Origin of the sequence: Bradyrhizobium sp. HKCCYLS20291, from assembly GCF_051167715.1 — a bacterium.
GTDB lineage: Bacteria > Pseudomonadota > Alphaproteobacteria > Rhizobiales > Xanthobacteraceae > Bradyrhizobium.
On record NZ_JBNPTO010000014.1, the window covers coordinates 55505 to 74510 of the forward strand.

Consider the following 19006-nt stretch of genomic DNA (forward strand, 5'->3'; position numbering starts at 1 on the left):
CGCCGGGCCAAACCGTGCTGTGCGGGGCAAGCCGTTCATTGCATTGATGAAACGTACGCGCATCCGGCTCCAGGTCATCCTAAGCTATATTGTTTAGGATATAACATCTCATACTATATTGTCGCGTATACAACATGGAGTGATCGTACGGGTGAGGTCGGACGGTCGTCGGTCAGGCGACGGGGTCTTCGCGACGGACCAGCGCGACGCCCTTGACCTGGGCATAGACGGCAAGCCCGGTCTGCAGGCCGAGTTCGTTCCATGAGCGCTGGGTGACGCGCGACAACAGCCGCGCGCCCTGGCCATCCTCGCCGAGGCCGAGCAGGGCGGTCACGCGATGATCCGACTGGCTGCGGATCTCGAGGATCTTGACGCGCAGCACGTTGACGATGGTACTTCGGCTCGGCGCGTCCACGGCCAGACTGACGTCGTCGGCGAGGACGCGCAGCCGACGATGTGTTCCGGCGGCCAGCGGCTCGGCAGGGACCAGGAAATGTCCGCCGGCGACGACAAGCGTCGCCATTCCGTCCACGGCGTCCTGCGCCAGGACGGTCGCATCGAGGCTGACAGCAGCATCGCGCGACAGCGCAAGAGGCAGTGCGAGGTCCGCCTGCAATTTGCTGAGCGGGCCCGAGGCGAGAACCGCGCCGTTCCGCATCAGCACCAGCTGATCGGCGAGCCGCTGGACCTCGGGGATGTCGTGGCTGATATAGATGATCGGCAGCTCGAGAGCGGCATGCAGCCGCTCCAGATAAGGCAGGATCTCGTCCTTGGTCATCTGGTCAAGCGCCGACAGCGGCTCGTCCATCAGCAGGAGCTTCGGCTGGCTCAGCAGCGCCCGGCCGATCGCGACGCGCTGGCGCTCGCCGCCCGAAAGATGGTGCGGCGAGCGGTCGAGCAGTCTGCCGATGCCGAGCAGTGCAACGACCTCGTCGAAGCCGATCGCGTTCGTGCCGGTCTCGCCAGGATGGCCGTACATCAGGTTGCGCCGTACCGAGAGGTGCGGAAACAGATTGGCTTCCTGAAACACGTAGCCGATCGGCCGCTGGTGCACGGGACGGAAATGCTTCTCGTCCTGCCAGACGTCGCCCGCGACCGAGCACAGCCCGTCCAGACGGTTGAGGCCCGCAATGCAGCGCATGACCGCCGTCTTGCCGCAACCGGAGGGACCGAAGATCGCGGTCACGCCGCGCGCCGGCACTTCGAAGCGCGCGTTGAGCTCGAAACGTCCGAGTGCGCCGCGGAAGTCGACCTTGACGGTGCTCATGATGCGCTGCGCGCCATCTTCTTCTCGATCAGCATCATCGTGAGGATCACGCAGAACGAGAACACGACCATGCCGAGCGCCAGCACCGAAGCCTCGGCCCATTGCGAGGTTTCGACATAGTCATAGATCGCCACCGACAGCACTTTGGTCTTGCCGGGGATGCTGCCACCGATCATCAGCACGACGCCGAACTCGCCGACCGTATGGGCGAAGCCGAGGATCGCGCCGGTGAGGAAGCCGGGGCTCGCCAGCGGCACGGCGATGGTCCAGAACGCGCGCCAGGGAGAGGCGCGCAACGTGGCCGCCGCCTCCATCGGCTTCTCGCCCATCGCCTCGAATGCGTTGCGGATCGGCTGGACCACGAACGGCATCGAGAACAGCACCGAGCCGATGACGAGACCCGGAAAGGTGAATGCGAGCGTGCGTGCGCCCCACAGCGACGCCAGCGCCCCGCCGGGACCGCTGGGTCCAAGCGCGACCAACAGATAGAAGCCGAGCACGGTCGGCGGCAGCACCAGCGGAATGGCGACCAGCGCCGCCACCGCCTCCTTCCACCACGCCCGCGAGCGCGCCAGCCACCATGCGATCGGCGTGCCCACGATCATCAGAATGACGGTCGTGAGCGCCGCAAGCTCCAGCGTCAGCTTGATCGGCTGCCAGATATCGGCCGAGACGTGCAGGTTCATCAATGACGGTTCATGGCTCAGGTGCCCGATTTCGGATCCAGAGCATAGCCGAACTTTTCGATCACCGCACGCGCTTCCGGGGTCTTGAGGAAGGCCAGGAAGGTCGTGGCCGCCTCGTTGCCGGCCGAGGCCTTCAGCAGCACGGCGTCCTGGCGGATCTCGCTGTAGAGGTTCTGCGGCACCAGCCAGCGCGAGCCGCCGGCGTTCGGCATCAGCTGCGACAGCGCGACGAAGCCGAGCTCGGCATTGCCGGTGTCGACGAACTGGAACGCCTGCGAGATCGTGTTGCCCTGCACGATCTTGGGCTGGATCGTCTCATAGAGCTTGAGCGCCTTCAGCGTCTCGACCGCGGCAGCGCCGTATGGGGCAGCCGTGGGATTGGCAATCGACAGCTTGTTGAACGCGTTCGCCTTGAGCGTCTCCTCGCCCTTCACCGTATTCGCATCCTTGCTCCACAGTACGAGCTTGCCGATCGCATAGGTGAAGCGGCTCTCCGCAACGCCGAGGCCGTCGTCGACGAGCTTTTTCGGACGTTCGTCATCGGCCGAGAGCAGGATCGCGAACGGCGCACTCTCCTTGATCTGGGTATAGAACTGGCCGGACGAGCCGAAGCTCAGCACCAGCTCGTGTCCGGTCTTGGCCTTGAACAGCGCCGCGATCTCCTTGGCCGGCTCGGTGAAATTGGCGGCCACGGCGACGTTGGCACTCCCGGCAAAGGCGTGTGCTCCGGTCAGCAGTGCAATGGCCGCGCCCAAGGCGGCGGTGGCGAAGCGCATCGATCTCATCATTTTGTCCTTGTCGTATCACCAAGACGGGTCGCTGCGGCGGAACTGCAAGTCCCGTTCCGGCGCACCGGCGAGCGCCGATGCCGTGCTATATCAATCCGTATATATCAGAATAGACGGCTCGGCTGGTTGCCGTCAACATGGGGGCAGCCGCGTGCCGACGTGCTGCGCGTCCCTGTTTGACTTCCGACAATGGCTGTGGCGGCGTGTCACAAACGCGACGCCGCGTGCGATGAAAGACGCGTCGTATCTGAGCGTTTCGTTCGTACGATCGGCATTTGAGCCACGCAATGGCCGGTGCGCACGCGCGCTGGCCGTGCCGGTCAAGCAATGTGTGGACGTTCTGCCAACTTGCCCGACGGGCACTCCCCGCATCCCCGCCATGCGCAAACTGCCCGTCGAGCCAGTTTGTCGCACGCTGTTCGGCTTGCACCGTCGGGCAAATCGGATCGATGCTCTCGGCCATCCCGTTCGCGATGAAGAGGGACGTTTCGGCCGATCGTCACGGAGCGTAGCAAGCGGGGAGCGGTGGACGTGTCGGGCTCGGGGCTTTCGCGCAAGCGGGGCCGGCGAGCGAGCCTGGGACGTACGGTCAAGTCGCGTGGTCCTGGCCTCCCGACGCTGAGGTCAAGCTGGCTGATGATGCGGACACGCATCTCGCCGGTGATGGGGGCAAGACAGCCCGGTCCCCAGGGAGAGCGCGAAGCAGCCGTTCAAACCATCGCGCGGGGAAGGCCGGGTCGTCCGGCTGGACTCGTGGTACCTGCCGCCTGCATTTTTTTCTGCAGGCGGGCCACGGGCCTCAGTCGAGGTCCGGTCTTCCCCGCGCCCTCTCGGTTTTCGAGGGCGATGTCGGCAGCATGACCCGGGCGCAGATGCGCCGCGGGGCTGCGGTGGGCTGTTTGCTAACATCGTTCAGTGGAGGCGAGACGCGTCGCGCGCGCGGTGTTCGCCATGCCAGTGAGTTGGAACGGCCCCACGACCCATTCGGTGTCGTCCCGGGCTTGACCCGGGACCCATAGCCACCAGCGGGGATGCGAGGCAGGAAGGTAACTCAGACCGTGCCCAACACGTCGGCCTGTGGTTATGGATCCCGGATCTTCGCGCGCGATGCGCGCTCGTCCGGGATGACGGCGGAGGATGAGTTGGAACGGCCCCACGACATATTCGGTGTCGTCCCGGGCTTGACCCGGGACCCATAGCCACCGGCTTGTGTGTGAGGCCGGAAGGTAACTCAGACCGTGCCCAACACAATGGCCTGTGGTTATGGATCCCGGATCTTCGCGCGCGATGCGCGCTCGTCCAGGATGACAGCAAGGCTAAATGGTCGACGTGGACACGGGCAGCCTCCCGGAATCGGTCGTCTAGCCCATCTTCTGCCAGAGCTGCTTGACCAGCATTCCGGCCCGCTTCTCGATCGCCGCGGCGGCATCGAGCGCAAGGTCCTCGCGGTAGCGGCCGGTGATCAGTTGCACGCCGATCGGCTGGCCATTGTTGACCGCGACGGGAACCACTGCGCCGGGCAGGCCGAGCACGTTGATCGCCGAGATGAAGCGGATGTCGTTGAAGAAGATCTCCTGCACGCGCTCGGGGCTGACGGTGTCCTCGCGCGGACCCGGCGTCGGCTTCACCGTTGTCGGAGCCAGCACCACCGGATACTCCTCGAAGAACAGCTGCCAGGCGCGAATATGCGTCGAGCGCTGCGCCGTTGCTTTCATCCAGCCGGCGAGGTCGAGGATCTCGGCCTTGCTGCGCATGCCGCCCCAGGCCTTGTGGAAGTCCTCGGACGTGACGGCCAGCATCTTGGCCTCCTGCATCACCACCACCTCGGTGGTGATGACGTCGCACCACGTCTGCCACACGCCGGAGATGTCGGGCACCTCGACCTCGCTGACGCGATAGCCGGAGCGCTCGAGGTGATCGGCCGCCTGCCGGAGCGCGGCGTGCACCGACGGATCGACATCCATGTCATCCGGGATCCTGGCGAGCGCGACCTTGACCGGCCGCTTTGGCTTGTCGCCTTCGAGCGGTGCCGGCACCCACCAGGGATCGCGCGGATCGCGCCGGCTCATCACCTCCAGCGCCAGACGGACATCGGCGACGCTGCGCGCCAGCGGGCCTTGCGACGACATCAGATGCGCCAGCATCGGCCGCTCGGCCGCGGCGCTTTCATTGTAGGCGGGGATGCGGCCCTGCGTCGGCTTGATGGTCACGATGCCGTTGCAATGCGCCGGCCAGCGCAGCGAGCCGCCGATGTCGTTGCCATGCGCGATCGTGCCGATGCCCGCAGCCACAGCGGCGCCAGCGCCGCCCGACGAGCCGCCGCAGGTGATCTCCGGATCCCACGGGTTCAAGGTCAGCCCATGCAGCGGATTGTCGGTGAAGCCGCGGAACGAGAATTCCGGCGTGTTGGTGAGGCCGAGCACGATCGCGCCGGCCTTCTTGAGGTTGCGCACGACCGGCGCGTCCGACGGCGCGATGATCCCCATTTGCGCCGGCACGCCGTTGGGATTCGGCCGGCCCTCGTAGTCGACGTTCTCCTTGATGGTGACGGGGACGCCATGCAGCAGGCCGGACTTGTCGCGCGCCTTGTCGGCGGCGTGCGCGGCCTTCAGGGCATCTTCGGACAGATCGACGACCACGGCATTCAGCTTGGGATTGACCTCGTGCATGCGCGCGATGTGCGCCTGGGTCACCTCGACCGAGGAGACCGCGCCCGAGCGGATCGCCGCCGCGGTCTCGAGCGCCGACCATTGCCAGGCTGGTCCCTTCGGCAGCCGCGGCTTCGGTGCGGCTGCCTTCGCCGGTGGCTTGGGCTGCGGCTTGGCCTTTACGGGCTTCGTCTTTGCCCTGGCGCTCACCGCTGTGCGCTTCGGAGCCGGCTTGACGGCCTTTGCCGCCGGCTTCTTCCTTGTTGCTGATTTCGCCATCCGTGTTCCCCCCGGTTCAAGTCTCAAGCAATCGACATCGTCAGCGGCGGCTCGACCTCGGCCGGCAGCGGGCTGATATAGGGCGTGCGCCGCGTCCGCTGCTGCAGGTCGGCCTTGGCGGCTGCGATCAAAGCGGGCTCGTTGAGCGCCTTGATGCCGAGCCCGGCCATCGCCTTGGCGGCCTGCACCATCGCCTTGTGGGCGGCCGGCGTCTTGCCCTGCGCCACCACCTGCCAGGTGTGGAACGGCGTACCGATTGCCACCGTCGGCGCGTGGACTTGCACTGTCGGTACCACCCAGCTTACGTCGCCGACATCGGTCGAGCCGATCTGCGGATTGCGCTTGCTGTTGAGCGGCACCAGGAAGTCGGCGAGCGGCTTGTCGCTCGGCTCCATGCCGATGCTGTAGTAGACCGACTCGATGTCCTTGTCGGTCAGGGTTGCCTGGATCTGACCGGCGAAATCCTTGTCGGTCGCGTCGAAATGCGGCGGCCCGAGCTCCTCCATGACCTTGTAGAGCGCTTCTTCGAGCGGTGTGTTGGGCAGGATGTTGGAGACCGCCGAGATGATCTTCATCTCGACCTTGGTCTCCGTCATCATTGCCGCGCCCTGGGCGATCTTGTGCACGCGCTCGACCAGCTCGTTCATGCCGGGCAGGTCGCGCGCGCGGATCGAGTAGCGTACCCGCGCATGCGCCTGCACGACGTTGGGCGCGATGCCGCCGGTATCGAGCAGCGCGTAGTGCACGCGAGCGTCGCTCGGCATGTGCTCGCGCATGTAGTTGACGCCGACGTTCATCAGTTCGACGGCATCGAGCGCGCTGCGGCCAAGATGCGGCGAGGCGGCGGCATGCGAGGTGCGGCCGGTGAAGACAAAGTCGGCGCGGGTGTTGGCCAGCGAGGGCGTCATCACCACTTCCCAGAAGCTCGACGGATGCCAGGTGATGGCGATGTCGGCATCCTCGAACGCGCCCGAGCGCACCATGAAGGCCTTGGCGGCGCCGCCTTCCTCGGCCGGACAGCCATAGTAGCGCACGCGGCCCGGCACCTTGTTCGCGGCGAGCCAGTCCTTCACGGCCGTGGCCGCCGGTCTCGACCGGACGATGCTCGGCGACGCCGGCCTCCTGGCTGAGGCCGGGCAGGGCGTCGTATTCACCCATGAACGCGATGACCGGGCCGCCTTCGCCCCATTCTCCCATCAGCGCGGTCGGAATGCCCGCGACCTTCTCGGTGATGCGAAAACCCTGGTGCTTCAGCTCGGCGAGATGTTCGGCAGACGAGCGGGCCTCGGTGTAACAGACCTCGGGCATGCTCCACACCCGGTCGCTGAGCTCGATGAAACGGGTCTTGATCGCGTCGACGCCGCGCCAGATCTCGCTGCGGTTGTCCATCTCCAGTCTTATCCTCTGTATCCGATGACAAGCCGGTATGGTTATCAGCTTAGTTCCCCGACGCCTAGCGATCCCGGGCGAGAGCAGCCATGCGGCGGGTACCAACCGCACGCGAGCGCGCCATCCTTTGAGCAGATCGTGCTGCGATCGCATGCAGCACGATGCCTTCGGCAGCGCAGCGTGAAGGTGGTACGCCGTTCTCACATTTCGGAACTGCCGCCGTGCGCGGTTACCGCACCCGTCCAGGAAAACGACTATTGCGTCGTGAACAGCACGACCGCGATCGCCACCGACGCCGCGATGGCCGACACGGTGCCCGTGGTCGAGAGCACGCCCATGCGCCGCAGCGCCGCTGCGAACACGATGATGATCGGCGTGGCGGTGACGAGGCCGAGCTGTGCTTCGGTCATGGGATAGGCTCCTGGCGGTGTCGTCGATCCCTAGCGCGGTCCGGCGCCGCGCTGTTTGTGCACCGACAAAGAGCACCGCTGCTGCCCTGACTAGCTTCGCCGTCATCCAATGGAGACGGCGATGTCGGCACTTGCAGGCGAAACGGACCAGGAGGAACGCTGGGGCGTGTTCGAGGGCCTGCCCGGCGACCCCATGATGTGGGTGCTGATCCTCAGTGAACTCGTCGCGTTCGGCCTGCTGCTCGGCGCCTTCATCGTCGCACGCGCGGTCAATCCGGCGGTGTTCGCGGCCGGGCAGGCCATGCTCGACGGCCCGCTCGCCGCATTGAACACGATCGTGCTGGTGACGAGCGGCTGGGCAGCCGCGCGCGCGGCTGCCGCGGCGCGGTGCGCATCGCGCAGCGCACGGCGCTGGATCGCGCTGGCCATGCTGCTCGGTGCTGCGTTCATCGCCATCAAGCTGACGGAGTACGGCAACGAGATCGCGTCCGGTGCGAGCCTCGAATCCTCGGTCTTCTTCACGCTCTACTTTCTGCTGACCGGGTTTCACCTGCTGCACGTCGCGCTCGGGATCGTCATCCTCGCCGTCGTCGGCCGTCGCGCCACGTCCAGCGGCGTCGAGACCGGGACAGCGTTCTGGCACATGGTCGACCTGGTGTGGATCGTGATGTTTCCGGTCCTCTATCTGGTGGGGTGAGCCATGCTGCGCGACCGTCTCAATCTGGCCTGGCTTCACCTGCTTGGCCTCGCCGCAGCCACGCTCGCCGCCTCGCTGCTGGTGCCGAACAGGTGGCTTCTCGATGCTCTGGTCCTTTCGCTCGCCGTTGCGAAGGGCAGGGCGATCGTTCTCGACTATCTCGGACTGCGGCAGGCGCCGGCGCTGTGGCGCGGTCTGCTCACCACGTGGCTCGCCAGCCTTGCTGCCTTTGCCGCGCTCGCGGTTGCGGTCCGTGCCCTCATCTGACGACCGATCGTCGCGCTGGTTGCGCCCCGACAAAGAGCCCCGCGGCATCGCCGATAGATTGCCACCACACCATCGATCCTCACCAACCGGAAAGGACGTGTCATGGCGGAACGCCTGACCAAGTCGGCCGCGCGGAACGTCTTCTACGGCGGTTCGGCCTTCTTCTTTGCCATCTTCCTCGGGCTGACCGCGCACAGCCACTACTACATGGTCACGACCTCGACCAAGGCGTCGACGCTGTCCGACGGCGTCGCGCGCGGCAAGCATGTCTGGGAGCGGAACTCCTGCATCAACTGCCATACGCTGCTCGGCGAGGGCGCCTACTTCGCGCCCGAAGTCGGCAACGTCTGGGATCGCTGGGGCGGCAGAGAGGACCCGGCGGCGGCCCGCGGGATGCTGAAGTCCTGGATGCAGTCGCAGCCCTCCGGCGCGCCCGGGCGGCGGCAGATGCCGCAGTTCAACCTCTCCGACCAGGAGCTCAACGACCTCGCCGACTTCCTGCAATGGACCGACACGATCAAGCGCCAGGACTGGCCGCCGAACAAGGCCGGCTGAGCCCTTCATCCCGTCCTTCATCCACCAGAGAGATCCGCGATGAGATATGAGACCCAGAAGGTCGCGATGCTGTACTTCTACGGCGCGCTGACGCTCTTCCTCGCCCAGGTCCTGTTCGGCCTGCTCGCCGGCACCATCTATGTGCTGCCGAACACGCTGTCGGTCCTGCTGCCCTTCAACATCGTCCGCATGATTCACACCAACGCGCTGATCGTGTGGTCGCTGATCGGCTTCATGGGCGCCACCTATTTCCTGTTGCCCGAGGAGACCGAAACCGAGCTCTACAGCCCGCTGCTCGCCAAGATCCAGTTCTGGATGTTCTTCGGCGCCGCTGCTGCAGCCGTGGTCGGCTATCTCTTCCACTATCACGAGGGCCGCGAGTTCCTCGAGCAGCCCTTCATCATCAAGGTCGGCATCGTCGTGGTCTGCCTGATGTTCCTGTTCAACGTCACCATGACGGCGCTCAAGGGCCGCAAGACCACGGTGACCAACATCCTGCTGTTCGGGCTGTGGGGCGTCGCGATCTTCTTCCTGTTCGCGTTCTACAACCCGGCCAACCTCGCCGTCGACAAGATGTACTGGTGGTACATCGTCCACCTCTGGGTCGAAGGCGTCTGGGAGCTGATCATGGCCTCGATCCTGGCCTTCCTGATGATCAAGCTCAACGGCATCGACCGTGAGGTGGTCGAGAAGTGGCTCTATGTCATCATCGGCCTGGCGCTGTTCTCCGGCATCCTCGGCACCGGCCATCACTTCTACTGGATCGGCGCGCCCGGCTACTGGCAGTGGATCGGTTCGCTGTTCTCGACCCTCGAGGTCGCGCCGTTCTTCACCATGGTGATCTTCACGGTGCAGATGACCTTGAAGGCCGGCCGCAAGCATCCCAACCGTGCCGCGCTGCTGTGGTCCGTCGGCTGCTCGGTGATGGCGTTCCTCGGCGCCGGCGTGTGGGGCTTCCTGCACACGCTGTCGAGCGTGAACTACTACACGCACGGCACCCAGGTCACCGCGGCGCACGGCCATCTCGCCTTCTTCGGCGCCTACGTGATGCTCAACCTCGCCGTGATGGCCTATGCGGTGCCGCAACTGCGCCAGCGCGCGCCCTACAACCAGTGGCTCTCGATCGCGAGCTTCTGGATCATGTGCACGGCGATGATGGTGATGACATTCGCGCTGACCTTCGCCGGCATTCTCCAGGTGCATCTGCAGCGTGTGCTCGGCCAGAGCTACATGGACGTGCAGGACCAGCTCGCGATGTTCTACTGGGTCCGGCTCGGATCCGGCGTGTTCGTCGCGATCTCGGCGCTGATGTTCGTCTGGGCCGTGCTGGTGCCCGGCCGCGCCAAGCAGGCCGTGATCCCCGGCGCGCTGCAACCCGCGGAGTGAATGCTGGCGGGCGGCGGCCGCTCGGTCGCCGCCTGCATCCCCCGATGTTGGAGACCGACCATGAAAGCCGCGCTGCACGCGATCGATACCGTCCCCGCGTTTCCGCCGTACACGCCGACCGGCAATGAGTGCACGTTGTTCGAGCATGCCTTCCGACATCGGCTTCCGGTGCTGCTGAAAGGCCCGACCGGCTGCGGCAAGACCCGTTTCGTCGCGCACATGGCGGCGCGGCTCGGCCTGCCGCTGCACACGGTGGCCTGCCACGACGATCTCACCGCCGCCGATCTCACCGGACGTTATCTTCTCAAGGGCGGCGACACCGTTTGGACCGACGGGCCGCTGACCCGCGCGGTGCGCGACGGCGGCATCTGCTATCTCGACGAGGTGGTCGAGGCGCGCAAAGACGTCACCGTGGTGCTGCATCCTCTCACCGACGATCGCCGCATTCTTCCCTTGGAGCGGACCGGCGAGGAGCTGGCCGCGCCCGACGGCTTCATGCTCGTGGTCTCCTACAATCCCGGCTATCAGTCGCTGCACAAGGCGCTGAAACCATCGACGCGGCAACGCTTCATCGCCATCGAGTTCGGCTTCCTTCCGGCGGAGCAGGAGATCGCGGTCGTGTCCGCTGAGAGCGGGCTGTCGCCCGAGCGCGTGCGGCCCTTGGTGGCGCTGGCGCATCGGCTGCGCGCGCTGCAGGGCCATGATCTGGAGGAGGGCGTTTCGACCCGGCTGCTGGTCTATTGCGCCACGCTCGTCGCCGCCGGCACGCCTGTCGCCGATGCAGTACTCGCGGCGATGATCGAGCCGCTTACGGATGACTCGGACGTCAAGGCAGCGTTGCGCGAGGTCGCGCACGCCGTGATCGGGTGAGCCATGCTCGATTTCCTCGAACTGGAGGAGACCGTCGGCCGTGCCTGGCATCGCCTGGTCGGCACGACGTCGAGCTATCCGGTCCATCCGGATCACGCCGTCGCGCTGAGCGAGATCAGCGGCCGTATCGCCGTGATGTTCCGAGCGCTCGGCGGCGAGACCGGCGTGCAGATCGCCGGCAGCAAGGCGCGCAAATCGGGCCATCGCCTCGGCTGGCGACAGCGCATCGGCCTCGGCGACGAATGCCTTGATCAGGCGGGGCGCGACGGCGCCACCGTGTTCCTGCCCGAGACCATTGCGCTGTTGCCGGATCGCGCGCTCAACGCGCAGCTCTATCAATGGCTCGCGGCGTGGTTCGCGACCATGGAGATGGAGCCGGTGGCCGACAGCGATCCGCTGCGGCGGGATCTGCTCGCGTTGCGCCGGGCCCGTGAGACCACGATGGTCGTGCTCAGGCGCTTCCCCGGACTGAACCGAAGCTACGCCCAACTCGCACGTGCTCTGGCCGCTAGTCGTCCGCGGCGTCCGCTACCGCGGCTGGAGCTGCAGGTCGAGCAGATCGTCATGGCGCTGTTGGGAGCCGCTGTGCCGCCCACAGGGCCATTGTGGAACGCTGTGGTCGCCGATGGCGAACTGCCGGTCATGGCGCCGCCCGGCTACCGGTCGATGCTGCCGTGCCCATTGTGGGGCGATTGCTGGAGCCGGGAGGCCGTCGCGGCCGAACGCGATGACGACGAGACCCTGACGCCCACAGAGGACGCCGGCGCTCCCGACACCCGCAAACGGTTTGCGCGGCGTGAGCGAGATGACGCTGCCAAGCGCGACCCGTTCATCCTCAACCGCTTCGAGAAGATCCTCGCGATGGCGGAGATGGTGAACGTCGATCGTCCCTCCGACGACACCGATGATGACGACGCGCGCAAGGCGGCCGACGATCTCGATGAACTCGCGATCTCCAGGCGCAAGGGCAGGCCGGCGAGCAAGCTGAAGTTCGATCTCGATCTGCCGCCCGAAGCGGTCGATGCCGCCAAGCTCGAGTCCGGCCGGCTCTATCCCGAGTGGAACTACCGCAGCGGCGCGTATCTGGAGGATCATTGCCGTGTCGTCACCGGCAACGCCGCCGAGACCGGCGAGGTGTGGGTGCCGGACGAGGCGATGCGCCGCCGCATTCGCACCGTCCGCCGCCGCTTCGAGACCTTGCGGCCGCGCCACGAAGTGATGCGCGCGCAAGCCGACGGGCACGACCTCGACATCGACGCGCTGGTGCGTGCGCGCAGCGATCTTAATGCCGGGCATGGCGGGCTCGACCGCGTCCACCTTGCGATGCGTCCGCTTGCGCACGATCTCGCAGTGACTCTGCTGGCCGACGTGTCCTTGTCGACCGATGCGTGGGTCGACGGCGTGCGCGTGCTCGACGTCGAGAAGGAGGCGCTCTTGGTGCTCGCGCATGGGCTGTCGGCCTGCGGCGACAGCCACAGCATTCTCACCTTCACCTCGCGGCGCAATTCCTGGGTTCGCCTGGAGACGGTGAAGGCGTTCGGCGAGCCGATGAGCGGGCAGGTCGAGCGGCGCATCGGCGCGCTGCGGCCCGGCTACTACACGCGCATCGGCACCGCTGTGCGCCATGCCGCGGGCGAACTCGCTAAGCGACCCGAGCGCAAGCGGCTGCTGCTGGTTCTGACCGACGGCAAGCCCAACGATGTCGATCACTACGAGGGACGGTTCGCGATCGAGGATACGCGCAAGGCGGTGCAGGAGGCGCGCCGCGCCGGTGTTGCCGTGTTCGGCGTGACCATCGACGCGGCGGCGCGGTCGTATGTCCCGACATTGTTCGGCCGCGGCGGTTACGCCATCGTCGGCAACATCCGCCGCCTGCCTGCGGCGCTGCCGGCGCTGTACCGGCAGCTGGCGCACTGACTCTTAAGTCGCCGGTTCGCGCAGCGTCCTGAGCGGCACCGGCAGGTGGCCCATCAGCTTGTCGAACTCGCCGGGATCGAGCTTCTCCCAGAGGATCTCGAAGATGCCGCGCGCCGCCTTGAGCGGATCGACCGGAAATTGCGGCGGCAGCTGGCGGAAGATGTCGTCGACGAACTCTTCGAGATGTCGATCCTTGGTCGGCGTCGCCGCGTGGTGCCAGCCCTCGTAGTAGATGCCGCGGATCAAGAGCGGCAGCTGTGCGCCGAAATTGGCCGCAGTGGCCAGCGGCAGGCGGTCGCGCAGCACATGCAGCACTGCGCGGAGCGCGTTGTAGGCCTGCTGGCGGCTCGTCAGCGCCAGCCGCTGCTCGATCGCCTTCAGCCAGATGTTGGTTTCCTGGACGGTATGGTCCAGCGCGGTGACGCCGATCTCGCTCATCTGATTCTCCATGGCCATGCACAGGGATCGTTGGCGGCACGCCGAACCAGGGAACCGCAACGTGATTCGCTTGGACGTGCCGGCAGTAGGCGGCGTGTTCAAAGCGAGAACGTTGACCTGCATCAATGTCACGATGTCGTGGCCGGCCGCGAGGTAAACGAACGGTCAAGGGCGAGCCCCGGCGTTTACTGTTCCGGCCAGCGGAACGAAGCACCCTCACGTATCCCCCGCGCGTCGTCACGCCATGAGGTTGAACCGTAATCGTCCTGCTTGTGCAGAACGCGTCTTCGCTTGCTCGTCGCGACAGACTCACCTTACATCGGAGTCGTTCGAGGCGCGGAGACCCGCGCTCCCGGCACTCCCTCAACTCACGAATCGACGTCGGCTCGCAATGCTCAAGTCTGCCCAAGAGAAGTCTGTTCACAACAAGCCTGCTCAAGACAAATCCGGCAACGACCTTCCGCTGACCGGCTACGCGGTCGTGGTCGATGGTCAGATCAAGACCGAGTTCAAGACCAAGGATGGCGCGCATAACGGCGCGCATGACCTCAAGCGCCGCTTCCCGATGCTGCAGATCAAGGTGTACGACGCCGAGACCAAGCAGACCCACGAGATCGCGCTGGCGCGGGCGTGAGGCCACGCGGCGGGCCGCCACATCAACGCGAGGCTCCTGCACCGCACTGACATTGTCGACGTTTCCTGTCCGGACGTGAGCGGGTGAACGCATGCCCGTGACGTCGTCGCAAACGCGACGTTGATGCGGTTCTGATCTGCTCCTGCAAGGGATGCAGCCATTGCGTTTTTCATGGCGCCCTTGCCGCGAAGCAGATTGCCTTTTCTGCGCCGGTTTCGTTTGATCGCGATCTCTCTCGCATTGGATGGCCGGCAATGACGCCGACGATGCCGGTTGCGCGCAGATCGGAGATCGCCGTGAGTCGTATGTTTCGCGCCGCCGCCGCCCAGATGGGGCCGACGCAACGGGCCGACAGCCGCGCGCACACGCTGGCGCGGATGATCGACCTGCTGGAGCGCGCGGCCGCGCAGGGCGCGACGCTGGTGGTGTTCCCGGAGCTCGCCCTCACTACTTTCTTTCCGCGCTGGATTCTGGAGGGCGAGGCGCTCGATGGCTATTTCGAGCGGACGATGCCCAACCCGGCCGTGGCTGCGCTGTTCGATCGGGCGCGCGCGCTGCGTGTCGGCTTCTATGTCGGCTATGCCGAGCTGACGCTCGATGGGCGGCGCTTCAACAGCTCGATCCTGGTCGATCCCGGCGGCGAGATCATCAGCAAGTATCGCAAGGTGCATCTGCCGGGCTCGGTCGAGCCGCGCGACGGCGCCAAGTACCAGCAGCTCGAGAAGCGCTATTTCGGCTATGGCGATCTCGGCTTTCCGGCGGTGCGCGCCGGATCCGAGTGGGCCGGCGCGATCATGGGCATGATGATCTGCAACGACCGGCGCTGGCCGGAATCCTGGCGCGTGCTCGGGCTGCAGGGCGTCGAGCTGGTCTGCGTCGGCTACAACTCCGCGGCCTATGATCCGAACGGCGGCAACACGGAGGACGCGTCGCTGCGCACCTTTCACTCGACGCTCGTGGCGCAGGCCAACGCCTACATGAACGCAACCTGGGCGATCGCGGTGGCCAAGGCCGGCGATGAGGACGGCAGCGGCCTGATCGGCGGCTCCTGCATCGTCGACCCCAACGGCTGCATCGTCGCGCAGGCGACGACGCTGGCCGACGAGGTGATCGTCGCCGACATCGATCTCGACCTGTGCCGTCAGGGCAAGGACAAGATGTTCAACTTCGCAGCGCATCGCCGGCCCGATCAGTACAAGGTCATCACCGAGCGTGCCGGCGTCGTCGAGCCGGTCGCGATCGATTAGCTGCGTCGCAGGACGGGCTGCATCTGCGCATTGATTGCGCGCGTGACGGGGTCTCATTGAACTCTGTAAAACAGCTGGGCAAGCGACGTCGCCGCCGCGGCGCTGATCGCGCCCGGGTGATGCTAGACGTTCGGCCCTCGTGAAGTGATGAGGGCGCAGGGAAGGCCGGGTGCCGGTCGCACCCATGGTCCGCGTGCAACAAGAAGCACGCGGCAGAACCACAGGTACGGACCGGAGCATCCGGCCTTCCCTGCGCGATGGTTTACGGGCTTATACGCGATCTCCCCGGCGCCCGGCTTGTTGGCCGCCGTCATCGAGCCGATGCGTCACACCGGCCGACTTGATACCAGCTTCGGGATATCAGGACCACGCGACTTCGCCGTCCGCAGAGCACCGCTCGTCCGCGCAAGCGCTTTTTCGATGCTCTCACGTCCACCGCATTGCCGATCCAACGTTTCGTGACGACGCGTACGCCCCTCATCCGGACCGGAACGGGGAGAGCATAAGGCATGGATTCTGATTTACGGAAGAGGTTTATTTTTGCTGGAAGGTCTTGAAATCAGCCTTGTCTTTGAACCCGCATGCGAAATCAGTGTTCTTGCGCACGGCGATTCCGTCGCGCCTCGGGGCATTTTCGAAGCCGTCGCGCCGCTTCTTCTGCTCGTCGGGCAAATCAGTGTATGGGAATGGGGCGCTTGCCTTCCGACGGGCAGCGCGAAGTTCGAGGCCGCAATGAGCGTTGAACGCTATTTCGACGGAGAGATCGACGTGCTGCTCGCCGACGGCTCGCGGGTGCATGCCAGGGTGACGGCTGATGAAATCATGACCGAGGGAAAAGAGGTCTACTGCATCTCTCTCGTCCAGGGCAGTGAGGTCGAGACGGCGCAGTCCGACGTCGACTTTTTCGAAGCCTTGATCGAGCTACGGCTGGAGCTGGAAAAGCGTGGTGCGCTGCTGTGCTGTTTCGGCGCCAGCGAGAACGTTTATCCCTCGGGAATGCAGCGCGACATGGGCCCGGCGATCCTGGCCTACAAGATGCGTCTCGGCCAGCCGAGCCTGACGAAGGACATGGTCAACATCTTCTACGCCGACGAGACAGTGGTGCCCGCCACGGTCGAGCAGCAGGCGCGGTTTCATCGGCAGTGGGCCGACGGGTTCAGGAAGCGATGATTGGGAGCGCTCGGGGCCTCGGAGGTCGGGGCTCATGATCAACTCCGGACATCATTTGGGCCGTTGTTGTCGAATTCAAATATCTCCGCGCCGTCATGCCCGGGCTCGTCCCGGGCATCCACGTCCATCCGAGGATGCTGCACGACGTGGATGGCCGGGACAAGCCCGGCCATGACGGTGTGAGAGGGCGTTGCGCAAAAGTCAAACCGTAGACGCGACCGCCGTGTAGTTCGCGGGTGGGTGCCGACGGGGCACGGGTGCTATCTCGTCCCATACGCGCGGTCGCCGGCGTCGCCCAGGCCGGGGACGATGAAGGCGTCGTCGTCGAGGCCGTCGTCGATCGCGGCGGTCCACAGGGTGACGTCGGGGTGCAGGCCGCGGACGCGTTCGACGCCTTCGGGGGCTGCGATCATGCAGACCATGCGGATGTCCTTGGCGCCGCGCTCCTTGAGCCGGTCGACCGCGGCGACGGCGCTGTTGCCGGTTGCGAGCACCGGCGTCACCACGACGGCGAGGCGCTCCTGCAGGTCTGACGGCGCCTTGAAGAAATACTCCACGGCGGTGAAGGTGTGCGGCTCGCGGTAGAGGCCAATATGGGCGACGCGCGCGGTCGGCACCAGGTCGAGCATGCCGTCGACGAAGGTGACACCGGCGCGCAGCACCGGCACGAACACCAGCTTCTTGCCGGCGATCTTGGCCGACTGCATCCGAGCCAGCGGCGTCTCAACCTCGACTTCCGTCAGCGGCAGATCGCGCGTGACCTCGTAGCAGAGGAGCATGCCGATCTCCTTGAGGAGCTCGCGGAACGACTTGGTCGAGATCGACTTGTCGCGGATCAGGGTCAGCTTGTGCTGCACCAGCGGATGATCAACGACGGTGACGCCTTCCATGGCTTTCATCTCCGTGAGGTGGCAAAGGCGCGAAGCGCCGTGTCCACCGCGATTTTAGCTCAAGTCAGAATGGTGGGCACGCTGCGCTTTGCCCACCCTACGTGCAACTGATGAGCTTCGTCATTGCGAGGAGCGAAGCGACGAAGCAATCCAGACTTTCTGCCTGGCCCTGGATTGCTGCGCTCCGCTCGCAATGACGGAGCCGCGAGGTCGGTGAGTTTGGTGTAAACCCCTTAAAACACCGTGCCGTCGCTGATGATGGTCAATGGCGGGGAGCCGTCGGGGCGGCGGGCGAAGGCGAGCTTGCGGCCGGCGGCCCAGCTGCCGCCTTCGAGGATGCGCGCCAGCGGCAGCTGCTCGGGCGTCTGGCCGGTCCGCTCACGGATCAGCGCGGCCAGCCGGTCGAGCAGGGCGACGGTGAGGGCGCGCCATTCCACCACCAGCGGGGAGTCGACCTCATGGGCGCGCCCGGCATCGGCGGGGTCGCGCAACACCAGCACGCCGCCGTCGACGAACAGGCCGCCGTTGCGGTATTCGGCGAGGCCGGTGAGGCCGTCGATGTTCTCCACCACGAGGCCGGCGCGCTGCAGCGGTTCGATCAGCGAATAGCTCAGCCATTGCGACAGCTTGTGTAGCGGGACGAGACCGGTGGTCGCATCGTCGGTGACCAGCGATGTATGCCGCCAGCAATCGCCCAGCGCCGTGCCTTGCAGTGTCAGCCGCGACGGCCAGATCGGGCCGAGCTGCAGCAGCACCTGCTGCAGGATCGAGGCTGCCTCGATGCGGCCCGAAGCGGCGCCAGCGGCCAACTGGTCAAATAGCCCGCCCGGTCGTGGGCCGTCCTTCGTCGCGAACACTCCCGGGCTTGCGGCCGTGACGTCACCCAGCCGGCGCAGCAGTTCAACCCGTCCTTCCAGCCCGACCAGCGGATTGCCCGGTCCGACCTGGAAGCCGCGTTCGAGATCGGCAACGGTGAGTTGCTTGAGCTTCGCCGCATCGGCGCGCAACGGATCGCGCGTGTCGGCCGAAAATGCGCCGCTCGCGAACATGTCGAGGCTCGCCAGCGCGAGGCCCTCGGAGCGGCCGATGCGCGTACCGGTCGCGGCATCCTGATAGCGCCAGGCCGCGCCGGCCCCGGCGTCGAGCAGAACGCTGGTGATGGCGAGATCGAATTCGGCGCGCGCCCGCGCGGCGGCATCCTTCCAACTGATGCTGTCAGCAAGCGCAGCCCAGCGATCGACGCCGCCGATCACGAAGTGCCGCCAGCGCGAATGGAACGGTACCTCGCCGTTGGGATAGGCCTTGCTCGTCACGTCCAGAACGAGATCGGCGATCGCATCGAGCTTGCCGAGATCGATGCGGAAATGCGGCAACTGGTCCGCAAGCCCCAGCGAAAGCATCTGGTGCGCCCGCTCGCGCACGGCGCGGGCGGACAGGAGGGGGGAGACGTCGGTCATGATCGGCCGCT

General features: G+C 65.9%; 17 protein-coding genes and 1 pseudogene. 9 read left to right on the forward strand and 9 right to left on the reverse strand.

Features of this window, described 5'->3' with window-relative positions; genetic code table 11:
* Positions 1–172 precede the first annotated feature (172 nt).
* From modC to ACQR07_RS26365, 6 genes and pseudogenes are all read right to left on the reverse strand, one after another.
* On the reverse strand, positions 173–1267 hold the full coding sequence (modC, locus tag ACQR07_RS26340; protein ID WP_434905034.1) for a molybdenum ABC transporter ATP-binding protein: 1095 nt from the start codon (positions 1265–1267) through the stop codon (positions 173–175).
* Positions 1264–1953, reverse strand: coding sequence for a molybdate ABC transporter permease subunit (gene modB, locus ACQR07_RS26345; protein ID WP_434905035.1), 690 nt, complete (start codon positions 1951–1953; stop codon positions 1264–1266). The genes modC and modB overlap by 4 nt, the downstream gene beginning before the upstream one ends.
* Positions 1954–1970: 17 nt before the next feature.
* On the reverse strand, positions 1971–2738 hold the full coding sequence (modA, locus tag ACQR07_RS26350; RefSeq protein ID WP_434905036.1) for a molybdate ABC transporter substrate-binding protein: 768 nt from the start codon (positions 2736–2738) through the stop codon (positions 1971–1973).
* A gap of 1364 nt (positions 2739–4102) precedes the next feature.
* A complete protein-coding gene (locus ACQR07_RS26355) occupies positions 4103–5668 on the reverse strand; it encodes an amidase family protein (protein WP_434905037.1) in 1566 nt (521 codons plus the stop codon).
* 23 nt (positions 5669–5691) lie between these two features.
* Positions 5692–7057, reverse strand: a pseudogene (locus ACQR07_RS26360) (M20 family metallopeptidase).
* A gap of 254 nt (positions 7058–7311) precedes the next feature.
* A complete protein-coding gene (locus ACQR07_RS26365; RefSeq protein ID WP_434905038.1) occupies positions 7312–7467 on the reverse strand; it encodes a hypothetical protein in 156 nt (51 codons plus the stop codon).
* A gap of 121 nt (positions 7468–7588) precedes the next feature.
* Between ACQR07_RS26365 and ACQR07_RS26370 the strand changes: the two genes are divergently transcribed.
* From ACQR07_RS26370 to ACQR07_RS26395, 6 genes are all read left to right on the forward strand, one after another.
* The gene (locus ACQR07_RS26370; RefSeq protein ID WP_434905039.1) at positions 7589–8164 is read left to right on the forward strand and encodes a cytochrome c oxidase subunit 3; all 576 of its coding nucleotides are present in this window, start codon (positions 7589–7591) and stop codon (positions 8162–8164) included.
* Between the two features lie 3 nt (positions 8165–8167).
* On the forward strand, positions 8168–8431 hold the full coding sequence (locus ACQR07_RS26375; RefSeq protein ID WP_434905040.1) for a cytochrome C oxidase subunit IV family protein: 264 nt from the start codon (positions 8168–8170) through the stop codon (positions 8429–8431).
* 102 nt (positions 8432–8533) lie between these two features.
* Positions 8534–8986 carry a c-type cytochrome gene (locus tag ACQR07_RS26380; RefSeq protein ID WP_434905041.1) on the forward strand — a complete coding sequence of 151 codons (453 nt, stop codon included), beginning with the start codon at positions 8534–8536 and terminating at the stop codon, positions 8984–8986.
* Positions 8987–9025: 39 nt separating this feature from the next.
* Positions 9026–10372 (forward strand): cbb3-type cytochrome c oxidase subunit I, encoded by a 1347-nt coding sequence (locus ACQR07_RS26385; protein WP_434905042.1) that lies wholly within the window; start codon positions 9026–9028, stop codon positions 10370–10372.
* A gap of 60 nt (positions 10373–10432) precedes the next feature.
* Positions 10433–11242, forward strand: a complete 810-nt coding sequence (locus ACQR07_RS26390; RefSeq protein ID WP_434905043.1) for a CbbQ/NirQ/NorQ/GpvN family protein — start codon at positions 10433–10435, stop codon at positions 11240–11242.
* A gap of 3 nt (positions 11243–11245) precedes the next feature.
* The gene (locus ACQR07_RS26395; RefSeq protein ID WP_434905044.1) at positions 11246–13159 is read left to right on the forward strand and encodes a nitric oxide reductase activation protein NorD; all 1914 of its coding nucleotides are present in this window, start codon (positions 11246–11248) and stop codon (positions 13157–13159) included.
* Between the two features lie 3 nt (positions 13160–13162).
* Here ACQR07_RS26395 and ACQR07_RS26400 read toward each other — a convergent pair whose 3' ends face one another.
* Positions 13163–13597, reverse strand: coding sequence for a DUF2267 domain-containing protein (locus ACQR07_RS26400; protein ID WP_434905167.1), 435 nt, complete (start codon positions 13595–13597; stop codon positions 13163–13165).
* A gap of 391 nt (positions 13598–13988) precedes the next feature.
* Here ACQR07_RS26400 and ACQR07_RS26405 point away from each other — a divergent pair, with 391 nt between their 5' ends.
* The 3 genes from ACQR07_RS26405 (at position 13989) to ACQR07_RS26415 (ending at position 16648) form a co-directional block, all read left to right on the forward strand.
* Positions 13989–14231 carry a hypothetical protein gene (locus ACQR07_RS26405; RefSeq protein ID WP_434868722.1) on the forward strand — a complete coding sequence of 81 codons (243 nt, stop codon included), beginning with the start codon at positions 13989–13991 and terminating at the stop codon, positions 14229–14231.
* 305 nt (positions 14232–14536) lie between these two features.
* The gene (locus ACQR07_RS26410; protein ID WP_434905168.1) at positions 14537–15478 is read left to right on the forward strand and encodes an N-carbamoyl-D-amino-acid hydrolase; all 942 of its coding nucleotides are present in this window, start codon (positions 14537–14539) and stop codon (positions 15476–15478) included.
* Between the two features lie 540 nt (positions 15479–16018).
* The gene (locus ACQR07_RS26415) at positions 16019–16648 is read left to right on the forward strand and encodes a hypothetical protein (RefSeq protein WP_434905045.1); all 630 of its coding nucleotides are present in this window, start codon (positions 16019–16021) and stop codon (positions 16646–16648) included.
* A gap of 260 nt (positions 16649–16908) precedes the next feature.
* Here ACQR07_RS26415 and upp read toward each other — a convergent pair whose 3' ends face one another.
* Positions 16909–17538, reverse strand: a complete 630-nt coding sequence (gene upp / locus ACQR07_RS26420; RefSeq protein WP_008961936.1) for a uracil phosphoribosyltransferase — start codon at positions 17536–17538, stop codon at positions 16909–16911.
* A gap of 233 nt (positions 17539–17771) precedes the next feature.
* Positions 17772–18995 carry a URC4/urg3 family protein gene (locus ACQR07_RS26425; RefSeq protein WP_434905046.1) on the reverse strand — a complete coding sequence of 408 codons (1224 nt, stop codon included), beginning with the start codon at positions 18993–18995 and terminating at the stop codon, positions 17772–17774.
* Between the last annotated feature and the right edge of the window lie 11 nt (positions 18996–19006).